Here is a 12,904-nt window from a genome sequence, read left to right as displayed (position 1 = left end):
GCGAAGGCCCGCTGGGCGGGTCGGGGGGTCGGACGAGCGGACGGCGGGCGGCGGGCGGCGGAGCGGCGGGGCGGCGGGGCGGCGGGGCGGCGGCGCCGGGGAGGTCCAGGGACGGGAGACCTGACGGTCGAGCATCGGCGGAAGTTGGTCGGAGGGGACACAGGAGACCTGACGGCCGAGGATCGGCCGAAGGCCCGGTGTCCGGGGACCAGCCGGACGGGTCGAGCGGCCGACGGTCCAGGACCTGCCGAGGGGTTGGGGAGCCGTCGGAGGGTTGCGTGGTCGGCCCGGGGCTCCGGCGCTCAGCCGGACGGACGAAGGCGGCTGGGAACGTCGGCGGACCGGAAGATGCCGGAGGGCCGGAGGGCTGCCGGAGCGGCGGAGGCACCCCGGGTGCGCGGCGCCCGGCGGGGAGGGCGTGGTCCAGCGGCTGAGGGCATGACCCGACGGCCGGCGGCGGGGCCGGGCGGGCGGCGGCGGGGGCCGGCGCAGGGCAGAGCGGGACTGTGACGGCAGGGCCTAGCCCGGCTGGCCGTAGTCGCGGAGGCGGGCGCCGGCTGCCGCCAGTTGGTCGGGGGTGAGGAGGTGCGGGGTGCGGCCCGGGACGGAGGACGCCGTCAGCCAGACTCTGGACATCCATTCGAGCTGGGCCGTGCGGTCGTAGGCCTCGGAGAGGGTGCTTCCGTAGGTGATCGTGCCGTGGTTCTGCAGGAGACAACCGGTGCGCCCTGTCAGAGCGCGGAGCATGTTCTCGGCCAACTCAGGGGTGCCGTAGGTCGCGTAGGGGGCGACCCGGACCGGTCCGCCGAGGGCGGCGGACATGTAGTGGATCAGCGGCAGCTCGCTCACGAGGGTGGAGACGGCCGTCGCGTGGACCGCGTGGGTGTGGACGACGGCGCGGGCGTCGGTGGTGCCGTGGATCGCCAGGTGCATGGGGAGTTCGCTCGTCGGGCGGAGCGTGCCGAGGACCTGCCGGCCCGAGAGGTCCACACCCGTCACGTCGTCCGGGGTCAGACGGTCGTACGGCACTCCCGTCGGGGTGACCAGGACGGTGTCCCCGACGCGCACGGACACGTTCCCCGAGGTGCCCACGACCAGGCCCTCGGCCACCGTCCGGCGGGCCGTCGTGACGAGCTCGTCCCACGCGTGCGCCACGTCGTCCGGCACTGCGCTGCGCCGCTCGCCCCGCGCACCTCGCGGAACCTCGACGGCGCCCTGCTCGCCCCGGGCGTTCCCCTGCTGCTCGACCATGCCGCGATCCTGCCAGGCGGCCGCCGGTGAGGGGCACTCGGCGGAGGCGCGGCGGGCGTATCACGGCCCTGCGGAGGGCGCCATATACGCATACGTCACTCCGAGTTGGCGATGGGGCGATGGTCGAGCGGGATTCAGTGATCTTCCAGTAATCTCCGGATGTTTTGTCGCACAATCGCCATTCCGGGGGGAATTATGACCACCGCTCCCAAGCCGTCGCGTCGCCGCAACCGCGCGTTCGCCGCCGTCGTCGCGGCGCTCACCCTCGGGGGGACCGCCCTCGCCGAGATCCCCGTCTCGGCCGCCGCCAAGGCCAGGGGGCACGACGTCTCCTCGCACCAGAAGAAGGTGAACTGGTCGAGCGCGAAGTCGAAGGGCGCCCGGTTCGTCTACGTCAAGGCGACCGAGTCCACCACCTACCGCAACCCGTACTTCGGCCAGCAGTACAACGGCTCGCGCGAGGCGGGGCTGATCCGCGGCGCGTACCACTTCGCACTGCCCCACCGGTCGTCCGGGAAGACCCAGGCCCGCTACTTCGTGGACAACGGGGGCGGCTGGCGCGCGGACGGCTGGACGCTGCCGCCGGCGCTCGACATCGAATACAACCCGTACGACAGGAAGCGGAAGTGCTACGGCCTGAGCGACAGCGCCATGGTCGGCTGGATCAAGTCGTTCAGCGACGAGGTGAAGCGCCTCACGGGCCGCCGCCCGGTGATCTACACCACCACCCACTGGTGGAAGACCTGCACCGGCGACAGCGCGGCCTTCGGCGGCAACCACGCGCTGTGGCTGGCCCGCTACGACGCCGCCGGGGCGGGGGAACTCCCCGCAGGCTGGAAGTACTGGACGATCTGGCAGTACGACAACGGCAGCGGGACCCTGCCGGGTGACCAGAACCTCTTCAACGGGTCGACGAACCGGCTGAAGAGGTTCGCCCAGGGGTAGCGGATCTCGATATTCCGCCTCAGTTCGAAGGCCGGACCGCCGCTCCGCCAGGCCCTGGCCGCCCACCGGCCCACAAGCGGAGTGGCGGCACCTCGTTCATTACACCCGCGCGCCTGCCCCAGTTCATCTTCCGTTCACCCAGGTTGCCTACGGTCCACATGCCACTGACGTCCGAAAGAAGCCCGGGTAAATGGAAAACTTCTCGCTGATCCTCGCGATCGTGGTCATCACCGCGCTTGCGTTCGATTTTACGAACGGTTTCCACGACACCGCCAACGCGATGGCCACCACCATCTCGACCGGCGCGATGAAGCCCAAGGTCGCGGTGGCCATGTCCGCCGTGCTCAACCTTGTCGGCGCGTTTCTCTCCATCGAGGTCGCCAACACCATCTCCAAGGGACTCGTCGACGAGTCCGGGATACAGCCAGAGGTCATATTCGCGGCGCTCGTCGGCGCCATCCTCTGGAATCTGCTGACCTGGCTGGTGGGGCTCCCCTCCAGTTCCTCGCACGCCCTGATGGGCGGCCTCGTCGGCGCCACCATCGCCTCGGCCGGCACGAGCGGGGTCCACGGCGACGTGCTCGTCACCAAGGTGCTGATCCCCGCGATCGCGGCCCCGCTGGTCGCCGGCCTCGCGGCGATGTTCGCCACCCGGCTGACGTACAAGCTCGGACAGCACACGAGCGAGAAGGCCTCCGGCAAGGGCTACCGCGCCGGTCAGATCGCCTCCGCGGGCCTGGTCTCGCTGGCCCACGGCACGAACGACGCCCAGAAGACGATGGGCATCATCACCCTCGCCCTGGTGGCCGGCGGCGCCCTCGCGCCCGACTCCGACCCGCCGGTGTGGGTCATCGTCTCCGCCGGTCTCGCCATCGCGCTCGGCACCTACCTGGGCGGCTGGCGCATCATCCGCACGATGGGCAAGGGCCTGACCGACCTCCAGCCGCAGCAGGGCTTCGCCGCCCAGACCAGCGCGGCCACGGTCATCCTGGCCTCCTCGCACCTCGGCTTCTCGCTCTCCACCACGCACTCGGTCTCCGGTGCGGTGATGGGCGCGGGCCTCGGCCGCAAGGGCGGGGTGGTCCGCTGGTCCACCGCGACCCGGATGTTCGTCGCCTGGGGCCTGACCCTGCCGGCCGCCGCGCTCGTCGCCGCGCTCGCCGAGTGGGTGACGTCCTTCGGCAGCTGGGGCACGGCCGTCGTCGCGGTCTTCCTCATCGCCTCCAGCGCCGCGATCTGGGTGATCTCCCGCCGCGAGGTCGTCGACCACACGAACGTCAACGACACCGAGGAGCCGCCCGGCGTGGTGACCACGGCGATGGCCGCCGTGACGCCGCCGCCGGCCGGACCGGTCACCGAGGACCTCTCGGCGACCATCCCGGTCCCCGCGGCCGCGACCGCCGCCGAGGCCACGTCCCCGGCGAACTCGTCCACGCCGACGCCCGCCCTCTGAGCCCCGCGACCTCCTGAGGAAGAACACCAACATGCACATCGACTGGGCAGCCCTCGGCTCCGTCTTCGGAGTCAGCCTCGTGGTCACCGTGGCCCTCGTCGGCCTCTTCACCCTGGGGATCGTCGGCCTCTCCAAGCGGGAGGCCGCGACCACCGCCGGCACGTCGCCCGCCCTCGCCACGACAGCGGCGTACGCCTGCTTCGCGGCCTGCACGGCGGCGGTGGGTTACGGGATCTACCTGATCATGGCCTGAGGCCCGTCCACCCCTCCCACCTCGCACGACACACAGAGACAAACCCCTCGTACCGTTTGACCGGGTACGAGGGTTTTGTCCATTGTCCACAGCGGGCCGTCACCCTCGCCGGGTGCTGCGCGCCCGCGCGGATGCCGCGCGGCCCGTCGGCCTCAGCGCTCCTCCGGCCCCCGCGGGCGAGCCCCGACCAGAGCCCGGTCCAGGGCCCTCAGCCGCTCCGTGACCGGGGCGAGCCCCCACCACAGGCCCGCCCCCGTGGCGAGGAGGGCGGTCACCGCCGGCCAGACGACAGCCCGCGCCTCGGTCCCCGGCACCAGCAGGGCGGCGAGAGCTCCCACCCCGACGGCGAGGACCCCGGCGACCGTACTGAAGAGCACCAGCGGCGCGGCGGCGGACAACAGCGTCCGCCGGTCCCGCGATGCCCGCGCACGCGCCGAGGCGGTTCCCTTGGTCCGATCTTCCATCGCGTGTACCTCCCGTCCCCCGAACGGTTCTTCAGGAGCCGTCCGCTCCCGGGTCCACAAGCCCCGCCAGAAAACCACACCACGCGCTGTGACGGAAGGAGAGCACAGCGTATTTCTTCGAGCTCGAGTCACACACCAGAACCCGCCCCTCCTCGAACGACGCCCGACCTCCACCTCACAAGTCAGCGCGCCGACACGCGTACTGCCGTTCCCTCAAGTGTTCCCGCCCGGCGCTGCGGAGATGAGCGCGGAAAGAGCCGATTCGGGCGTCTGGCCATATTTCAGCGATGTGGGGCTGAGCACACCCCTGCACCGCAGGTCAACAGCAAGTTGACGGGTCTTCCGGGAGCGTGGTGGACTGCCGGGGCCATGTACGACGGCAGGAGAGGAAGCCGGTGCGAGTCCGGCGCGGTCCCGCCACTGTCACCGGGGAAGAACCTCCCGGGAGCCAGGAACTCTCGCCGTCGGTCTCGTCGAACCAGGGCGTGGACACCCTGAGTGAGGACATATCGCCATGTGCGGCTGCCGCTTGAGTCCCGGTACCGGATCCTCGTCCGACCTCGCGATCGGCTGAACCGGTGCGTGCCGATCGCGTCTTCGCGTACGGCGCCACCGCCGGACTCCTCGGCGATCTGCTGCTCGGCGATCCTCGCCGGGGGCATCCGGTCGCCGCGTTCGGACGGGCCGCCGGTGCCGTGGAGCAGGTGCTGTGGCGGGACCACCGAGGGTGGGGCGCGCTGCACACCGCCGTGTGCGCGGGTGGCGCCGTGGCGCTCGGGGCCTTCGCCTCGTCCGCCGTACGCCCGTCGCGTGCGGCCTCCGTCGCGTTGACCGCCGCCGCCACCTGGGCCGTCCTCGGGGGGACTTCGCTCGGGCGGGAGGCTCGGGCGATCGCGCGGTCCCTCGACGCGGGGGACGTCGAGGGCGCCCGGGCCCGGTTGCCCCATCTGTGCGGGCGGGATCCCCAGGCGCTCGACCCGGACGGGATCGCGCGGGCGGTCGTGGAGTCCGTCGCCGAGAACACCTCCGACGCCGTGGTGGGCGCGCTCGTATGGGGAGCCGTGGCGGGTGTGCCCGGGCTGGTGGGGTTTCGGGCCGTCAACACGTTGGACGCCATGGTCGGACACCGCTCGGAGCGGTATCGGCGGTTCGGATGGGCCTCCGCGCGGCTGGACGACGTGGTGGGCTGGCCGGGGGCCCGGCTGACGGCGGTGCTGGCCGCGGCCTGCGGTGGGGATGCCCGCGGGGCCGTACGGGCCTGGCGCGCGGACGCCGGCAGGCACCCGAGTCCCAACGCGGGGCCCGTGGAGGCGTCGTTCGCGGGGGCGCTCGGAGTGCGGCTGGGGGGCACGTTGTCGTACGGGGGGCGGGTCGAGCACCGGCCGGTGCTGAATGGGGAGGGACGCGCCGTCGTCGTGGGTGACATCGAGCGGACCGTCCGGTTGTCCCGGCGGGTCGGATGGCTGGCGTTGGGGATCGGTGCGGGTGTGTCGCTGCTGCGGACGAGGAGGCACGGATGAGTGGCGGGCTGTTGGTCGCCGGGACCACCTCCGACGCGGGGAAGAGCGTGGTCACCGCCGGGATCTGCCGGTGGCTGGTGCGGCAGGGGGTCAAGGTCGCCCCGTTCAAGGCGCAGAACATGTCGCTCAACTCCTTCGTGACGAAGGAGGGCGCCGAGATCGGGCGGGCGCAGGCCATGCAGGCGCAGGCGTGCCGGGTGGAGCCCACCGCGCTCATGAACCCCGTGCTGCTGAAGCCCGGAGGCGAAAGCAGCAGTCAGGTGGTGCTGCTCGGCAAGCCCGTGGGCGAGATGAGTGCGCGCGGGTACCACGGGGGGCGGCAACAGCGGCTGCTCGGGGTCGTGCTGGAGTGTCTCACCGAGCTGCGGGGCACGTATGACGCGGTGATCTGCGAGGGGGCCGGCTCTCCGACCGAGATCAATCTGCGGCGGACCGACATCGTCAACATGGGGATCGCCCGGAACGCCGGGCTGCCCGTGCTCGTGGTCGGTGACATCGACCGCGGCGGGGTCTTCGCGTCGTTCTTCGGGACCGTCGCGCTGCTCTCCCCCGAGGACCAGGCCCTCGTCGCCGGGTTCCTCGTCAACAAGTTCCGGGGGGACGTCTCCCTGTTGGAGCCGGGGCTCGACATGCTGCGCGGGCTCACCGGGCGGCCGACGTACGGGGTGCTGCCCTTCCGGCACGGGCTCGGGATCGACGAGGAGGACGGGCTGCGCATCTCGCTGCGGGGCACGGTCCGGGAGTCGAACGTCGCACCGCCCGTCGGGGAGGACGTGCTGCGGGTCGCCGTGTGCGCGGTTCCGCTGATGTCCAACTTCACCGACGTGGACGCGCTCGCCGCCGAACCCGGTGTCGTGGTGCGGTTCGTGGACCGCGCCGAGGAACTGGCCGACGCCGACCTGGTCGTCGTCCCCGGGACCCGGGGCACGGTCCGGGCGCTGGAGTGGCTGCGGGAGCGCGGGCTCGCCGAGGCGTTGGTGCGCAGAGCCGCCGAAGGGCGGCCGGTGCTCGGGCTCTGCGGCGGGTTCCAGATGCTCGGGGAGCACATCGAGGACGACGTCGAGAGCCGCCGAGGACACGTCCCGGGGCTCGGGGTGCTTCCCGTCCGGGTGCGGTTCGCCCCGGAGAAGACGCTCACGCGGCCCGTCGGGGAGGCCCTCGGGGAACGGGTCGAGGGGTACGAGATCCATCACGGGGTCGCCGAGGTCCTGGGCGGCGAACCCTTTCTGGACGGGTGCAGGGTCGGACAGACCTGGGGCACGCACTGGCACGGGTCACTGGAGTCGGACGGGTTCCGGCGGGCCTTCCTGCGCGAGGTGGCGACGGCCTCGGGGCGGCGGTTCGTGCCGGCCCCCGACACGTCGTTCGCCGCGCTGCGCGAGGAGCAGCTCGACCGGCTCGGCGACCTGATCGAGGAGCACGCGGACACGGACGCGCTGTGGCGGCTCATCGAGTCGGGCGCGCCGACGGGGCTGCCGTTCGTGCCGCCCGGGGCACCGGGAACACCGGGAGCGTCCGAATGAGCACGGGCACGCTGTTGAACGACCGGCCGCGGGTCAACCGCCCGCTGCCGGAGGGTGACTTGGAGGGCGACGCAAAGTGAGTGTTCCTTTTCCGTTCACGGCCGTCGTCGGCCAGGACGACCTGCGCCTCGCGCTGCTGCTGAACGCGGTGTCGCCGGCCGTCGGCGGTGTGCTGGTGCGCGGCGAGAAGGGCACCGCGAAGAGCACCGCCGTGCGGGCGCTCGCGGCGCTGCTGCCGGAGGTGGAGGTCGTCGTCGGCTGCCGCTTCTCCTGCGATCCCGTGAAGCCGGACCCGGCGTGTCCGGACGGGCCGCACGAGCCGGCGTTCGAGACCCGGCCGTCGCGGATGGTCGAACTGCCCGTCGGTGCCTCCGAGGACCGGCTCGTCGGCGCCCTCGACATCGAACGGGCGCTGTCCGAGGGCGTGAAGGCGTTCGAGCCGGGGCTGCTCGCGGACGCGCACCGGGGCATCCTCTACGTCGACGAGGTGAACCTGCTCCACGACCACCTCGTCGACCTGCTGCTCGACGCGGCCGCGATGGGCGCCTCGTACGTGGAGCGCGAGGGCGTCTCGGTACGGCATGCCGCGCGGTTCCTGCTGGTCGGGACGATGAACCCCGAGGAGGGCGAGCTGCGGCCGCAGTTGCTCGACCGGTTCGGGCTGACCGTGGAGGTCGCGGCCTCGCGGGAGCCGGACCAGCGGGTGGAGGTCGTCCGGCGGCGGCTCGCCTACGACGACGACCCGGCCGGTTTCGCGGCCCGTTGGGCGGACGAGGAGGCCGACGTACGGCAACGGGTCGTCACGGCGCGGGAGTTGCTGCCGTCCGTGGTGCTGGGCGACGGTGCGCTGCGGCAGATCGCGGCGACCTGCGCGGCCTTCGAGGTGGACGGGATGCGGGCCGACATCGTGATGGCCCGGACCGCGACCGCGCTGGCGGCGTGGAACGGCCGGACCGAGGTGCTCGCGGAGGATGTGCGCCGGGCGGCGCTGCTCGCGCTGCCGCACCGGCGTCGCCGGAACCCGTTCGACGCGCCGGGGCTCGACGAGGACAAACTCGACGAGACGCTGGAGGAGTTCGCGGAACCGCCGCAAGGCGCACAGGACCCGCAGGACCCGCAGGACCCGCAGGACCCGCAGGACGACGATCCCGATCCCGATCCCGACGGGCCCGGTGGGGGTGGGCGGCCGCCCGCTCCCGAGTCCGACGGACCGCAGGGCGGCGACGGGGGCGCGCAGCCCGAGTCCGGCGAGGGTGTGCCGGCGCAGGCACCCGCCGCCGGGGAGCAGTCCGCCGTGCGGGCCGCCGAGCCGTTCCGTACGAAGGTGCTCAGCGTGCCGGGGCTCGGGGAGGGTGCCGCCGGGCGGCGTTCGCGCGCCCGGACCGAGCACGGGCGCACGACCGGGGCGCGCAGGCCGCGTGGCACGCTGACCAAGCTGCATCTGGCGGCCACGGTGCAGGCCGCCGCGCCGCATCAGCGGACACGGGGGCGGTCCGGGCCGGGGCTGGTGGTACGGCGTGACGATCTGCGGCAGGCGACCCGGGAGGGGCGGGAGGGCAACCTCGTGCTGTTCGTGGTCGACGCCTCCGGGTCGATGGCGGCACGGCAGCGGATGGGTGCCGTGAAGGGCGCGGTGCTGTCGCTGCTGCTCGACGCCTACCAGCGGCGGGACAAGGTGGGCCTGGTGACGTTCCGGGGCTCGGCCGCCGAGGTGGCGTTGCCGCCGACCTCGTCGGTGGACGCGGCGGCGGCCCGGCTGGAGTCGCTGCCGACGGGCGGGCGGACACCGCTGGCGGCCGGGTTGCTCAAGGCGCACGACGTGCTGCGGGTGGAGCGGCTGCGGGACCCCGCGCGCCGCCCGCTGGTCGTGGTGGTCACCGACGGCCGGGCGACCGGTGGGCCGGAGCCCGTCGCGCTCGCCGGGCGGGCGGCACGGCTGTTCGCGGCCGCGGGCCACGCGTCCGTGGTGATCGACTGCGAGTCGGGCCATGTCCGGCTGGGGCTCGCCGGGCAGCTGGCGGGTGAACTGGGCGGTACGGCGGTGACGTTGGACGAACTGCGTGCGGACTCCATCGCCGGGCTCGTCCGGGATGTGCAGGGGACGCAGCGCACGCAGGGGACGCAGAACACACCGAGGAGGGCCGCTTAGATGCCGCAGGGACAGCCGAGTGTCGTACCGGACGACGGACTGACGACCCGTCAGCGCAGGAATCGTCCGCTGGTCTTCGTGCACACGGGAATCGGCAAGGGGAAGTCCACCGCCGCTTTCGGGCTCGCGCTGCGCGCCTGGAACCAGGGGTGGCCGATCGGGGTGTTCCAGTTCGTCAAGTCGGCGAAGTGGAAGGTCGGTGAGGAGAACGCGCTGCGCGTGCTCGGGGCGTCCGGTGAGGGCGGGTCCGTGGACTGGCACAAGATGGGTGAGGGCTGGTCATGGGTGCAGCGCGACGGCCAGATGGACAACGAGGACAAGGCCCGGGAGGGCTGGGAGCAGGTCAAGCGGGACCTGGCGGCCGAGACGTACAAGCTCTACGTGCTGGACGAGTTCGCGTACCCGCTGCACTGGGGGTGGATCGACACCGACGAGGTCATCGACGTGCTGCGGAACCGGCCCGGGACCCAGCACGTGGTGATCACCGGACGGAACGCGCCCGAGAAGCTCGTCGACTTCGCGGACCTGGTGACCGACATGTCGAAGGTCAAGCACCCCATGGACGCGGGCCAGAAGGGCCAGCGGGGCATCGAGTGGTGACATCGTGACCTCTTACACCTCGGTCCCCTCCGTCCCCCGGCTGGTGATCGCCGCGCCCTCGTCGCGCAGCGGCAAGACCACCGTGGCCACGGGTCTCATGGCCGCGCTGACCGAGCGGGGGCTCGCCGTGTCCCCGCACAAGGTGGGGCCGGACTACATCGACCCCGGCTACCACGCGCTCGCCAGCGGGCGGGTGGGGCGGAACCTCGACGCGTACCTGTGCGGGCCGGAGCTGATCGCGCCGCTCTTCGCGCATGGGGCGCGCGGGTGCGACATCGCCGTCGTCGAGGGTGTGATGGGGATGTTCGACGGCGCCTCGGGGCAGGGCGAGCTGGCGTCCACGGCGCACGTGGCGAAGCTGCTGCGGGCGCCGGTGGTGCTGGTCGTGGACGCGTCGTCGCAGTCGCGGTCGGTGGCCGCGCTGGTGCACGGGTTCGCCTCCTGGGATCCCGAGGTGCGGATCGGGGGCGTGATCCTCAACAAGGTCGCCTCGGACCGGCACGAGGAACTGCTGCGGGACGCCCTGGAGTCGACCGGGGTGCCCGTGCTGGGGGTGCTGCGGCGGGCTCCGCAGGTGGACACCCCGTCCCGGCATCTGGGACTGGTCCCCGTCGCCGAGCGGCAGGCCGCCGCGCTGGAGGCCGTGGCGGCGATGGCCGCGCAGGTGCGGGCCGGGTGCGATCTGGAGGCGCTGGTCGCGCTCGCCCGCAGCGCGGGGGCGCTGTCGGGGGCCGTGTGGGAGCCGCCCGTCGCGGCCACGGGGAGGCGGGAGGTCGTCGCCGTGGCCGGGGGGCCCGCGTTCACCTTCTCCTACGCCGAGCACGCCGAGCTGTTGACCGCCGCCGGTGCCGAGGTGGTCGTCTTCGATCCGCTGCGTGACGAGCAACTGCCTGATGGGACGCGCGGGTTGGTGATCGGCGGCGGGTTCCCCGAGATGTACGCCGCCGAGCTGTCCGCCAACGAGCCGCTGCGCAAGGCCGTGGCCGAGCTGGCGTTCGGCGGGGCTCCGGTGGCCGCCGAGTGCGCCGGTCTCCTCTACCTCTGCCGGGAGCTGGAAGGGCGCCCCATGTGCGGCGTGCTCGACGCGACGGCGCGGATGGACGAGCGGCTGACCCTCGGGTACCGGGACGCGGTGGCCGTGGGCGACAGTGTGCTCGCGTCGGCCGGGACGCGGATGCGGGCCCACGAGTTCCACCGGACGGTCGTCGAGCCGGGGGCCGGGCCCGCTCCCGCCTGGGGGATACGGTCCCCTCGGCCCAGGGTCGAGGGATTCGTGCAGGGAGGGGTGCACGCGAGCTATCTGCACACCCACTGGGCCGGGGAGCCCGGTGTCGCACGGCGGTTCGTGGAGAGATGCCGGGCGTCATGAGCGGTCCGGGGGGCGTCCCGAGCGGTTTGCCGAGTGTCATGAGCGGTCCGCCGTGCGTCACGGGCCGCCGGTCGGCCGGTGGGCCGGCCCGCTCACTCCGCCACGCCCACCACCAGCCAGATGAAGGCCGCCCCGCCGATCGTGCACAGCAGCGTGGAGTGGGCCGGGTGTTCGTGGTGGGCCTCGGGGAGGATCTCCGCGGCGGCGAGATAGAGCAGGGCGCCGCCGAAGAAACCGAGATAACAGCCGAGCGGGCCCTCCGGGATCGTGAACAGCAGCGTGGAGGCGGCTCCCACCACCGGGGCCGCCGCGTCCGCGAACAGCATCGCCAGCGCGCGGCGGCGGGCGTTGCCGTAGACGCTGGTGAGCGTGTACGTGTTGAAGCCGTCCGCGAAGTCATGGGCGATCACCGCGAGCGCGACCGCGATGCCCATGCCCTCGCCGATCTGGAACGCCGCGCCGATCGCGACACCGTCCATGGCACTGTGTCCGACCATCGCGGCCGCGGCCGTCAGACCCACCTGGGGCGTACGGCCGTTGTTCTCCTCCGCACCGTGCGCCGCCTGGCGGACGGCCAGCAGGCGTTCCACCAGGTGGGCCAGGAGGAACCCGGCGACGAACAGCAGCAGGGCCGCCGGTACGCCGAAGATCTCGTCGCCCGCCGCCTCCAGCGCCTCGGGGAGCAGATCGAGGCCGACCACGCCCAGCATCAGACCGCCGGCCAGGCCCAGCACCAGGTGACGGCGGTCCGTCACGCGTTGCGCCGTCCAGCCGCCGAGCAGCGTCATCAGGAACGCGCCGAGTGCCACGAAGACCGCCATGGCTCCTTGCTACCGGAAGAGGTGGGGCTCTTGGCTGCGGCGCCCCGAGGGAGTGAGGAGGGAGGGGACCGGGTTTCGGCCGCGCGTCTCCGTTGGCTGGTCCCGCCCACGCGGCGGAGCCGCACATGTCACGGCCCCGCCCTCCTTGAGGGGCGCGGCTGTGGCTGACCCTGTGTCCGGCCCGCTCCTCGTCGGTGTGGGCGCCTCCCGAGGTGTGCCGGTGGCCGAGGTCCTCGCCCTGGTCGAGGGGACCCTGCGGGATGCGGGACTCTCCGCCGAGGCGGTCGTCGCGCTCGTCACCGTCGAGGCCAGGGCCGGCGAACCCGGGCTCGTCCGGGCCGCCGAACGGCTCGGCGTCCCCCTGGTCACCCGCTCCGCCGGGGAGTTGGCGGGCGTGGCGGTGCCGAACCCCTCCGGCGTGGCCCTCGCCTCCGTCGGCACTCCGTCCGTCGCGGAGGCCGCCGCGCTCGTCGGCGGGGGTGAACTCCTCGTGCCGAAGCGGAAGTCGGCGCCGGTGGACGGGCGGCCCGGGAGGGTGACCTGTGCCGTCGCGACG

At 73.0% G+C, this 12,904-nt stretch carries 11 protein-coding genes, 1 pseudogene and 1 riboswitch; of the genes and pseudogenes, 9 read left to right on the top strand and 3 right to left on the bottom strand.

Features of this window, described 5'->3' with window-relative positions; all coding sequences use genetic code 11:
* Positions 1–519: 519 nt before the first annotated feature.
* Entirely contained in the window at positions 520–1,251 is a 732-nt protein-coding gene (locus RM704_RS18270) for a class II aldolase/adducin family protein (protein ID WP_033529180.1), read from the bottom strand.
* 195 nt (positions 1,252–1,446) lie between these two features.
* Between RM704_RS18270 and RM704_RS18265 the strand changes: the two genes are divergently transcribed.
* From RM704_RS18265 to RM704_RS18255, 3 genes are all read left to right on the top strand, one after another.
* Positions 1,447–2,196 carry a lysozyme gene (locus RM704_RS18265; RefSeq protein WP_033529179.1) on the top strand — a complete coding sequence of 250 codons (750 nt, stop codon included), beginning with the start codon at positions 1,447–1,449 and terminating at the stop codon, positions 2,194–2,196.
* 190 nt (positions 2,197–2,386) lie between these two features.
* Positions 2,387–3,649 (top strand): inorganic phosphate transporter, encoded by a 1,263-nt coding sequence (locus tag RM704_RS18260; protein WP_033529178.1) that lies wholly within the window; start codon positions 2,387–2,389, stop codon positions 3,647–3,649.
* A 31-nt stretch (positions 3,650–3,680) separates the two neighbouring features.
* Positions 3,681–3,902 (top strand): hypothetical protein, encoded by a 222-nt coding sequence (locus RM704_RS18255; protein WP_033529177.1) that lies wholly within the window; start codon positions 3,681–3,683, stop codon positions 3,900–3,902.
* Between the two features lie 152 nt (positions 3,903–4,054).
* On the opposite strand, the gene RM704_RS18250 is transcribed toward RM704_RS18255, so the two are convergent.
* Positions 4,055–4,366 (bottom strand): hypothetical protein, encoded by a 312-nt coding sequence (locus RM704_RS18250; protein ID WP_311590831.1) that lies wholly within the window; start codon positions 4,364–4,366, stop codon positions 4,055–4,057.
* 337 nt (positions 4,367–4,703) lie between these two features.
* A riboswitch (cobalamin riboswitch) is annotated at positions 4,704–4,846 on the top strand.
* A gap of 98 nt (positions 4,847–4,944) precedes the next feature.
* On the opposite strand from RM704_RS18250, the gene RM704_RS18245 reads away from it, so the two are divergent.
* The 5 genes from RM704_RS18245 to RM704_RS18225 all read left to right on the top strand — a co-directional run bounded on the left by RM704_RS18245 (position 4,945) and on the right by RM704_RS18225 (position 11,527).
* Entirely contained in the window at positions 4,945–5,886 is a 942-nt protein-coding gene (locus tag RM704_RS18245; protein WP_311590830.1) for a cobalamin biosynthesis protein, read from the top strand.
* The gene (locus RM704_RS18240) at positions 5,883–7,409 is read left to right on the top strand and encodes a cobyric acid synthase (RefSeq protein ID WP_033529176.1); all 1,527 of its coding nucleotides are present in this window, start codon (positions 5,883–5,885) and stop codon (positions 7,407–7,409) included. Before RM704_RS18245 ends, RM704_RS18240 begins: the two co-directional genes overlap by 4 nt.
* 76 nt (positions 7,410–7,485) lie before the next feature.
* On the top strand, positions 7,486–9,558 hold the full coding sequence (locus tag RM704_RS18235) for a putative cobaltochelatase (RefSeq protein WP_033529175.1): 2,073 nt from the start codon (positions 7,486–7,488) through the stop codon (positions 9,556–9,558).
* Positions 9,559–10,158, top strand: a complete 600-nt coding sequence (gene cobO, locus RM704_RS18230; protein WP_033529174.1) for a cob(I)yrinic acid a,c-diamide adenosyltransferase — start codon at positions 9,559–9,561, stop codon at positions 10,156–10,158.
* Positions 10,159–10,162: 4 nt separating this feature from the next.
* Positions 10,163–11,527 (top strand): cobyrinic acid a,c-diamide synthase CobB, encoded by a 1,365-nt coding sequence (locus tag RM704_RS18225; RefSeq protein ID WP_033529173.1) that lies wholly within the window; start codon positions 10,163–10,165, stop codon positions 11,525–11,527.
* Positions 11,528–11,619: 92 nt separating this feature from the next.
* Here RM704_RS18225 and RM704_RS18220 read toward each other — a convergent pair whose 3' ends face one another.
* Positions 11,620–12,348 (bottom strand): ZIP family metal transporter, encoded by a 729-nt coding sequence (locus RM704_RS18220; protein ID WP_033529172.1) that lies wholly within the window; start codon positions 12,346–12,348, stop codon positions 11,620–11,622.
* Between the two features lie 184 nt (positions 12,349–12,532).
* On the opposite strand from RM704_RS18220, the pseudogene RM704_RS18215 reads away from it, so the two are divergent.
* Positions 12,533–12,898: pseudogene (locus RM704_RS18215) on the top strand (cobalamin biosynthesis protein); the annotation flags it as partial.
* Between the last annotated feature and the right edge of the window lie 6 nt (positions 12,899–12,904).

Origin of the sequence: Streptomyces gottesmaniae (genome assembly GCF_031845845.1) — a bacterium.
GTDB classification, from domain to species: Bacteria; Actinomycetota; Actinomycetes; order Streptomycetales; family Streptomycetaceae; genus Streptomyces; species Streptomyces akebiae.
This window is presented reverse-complemented; position numbering and strand designations above follow the sequence as displayed.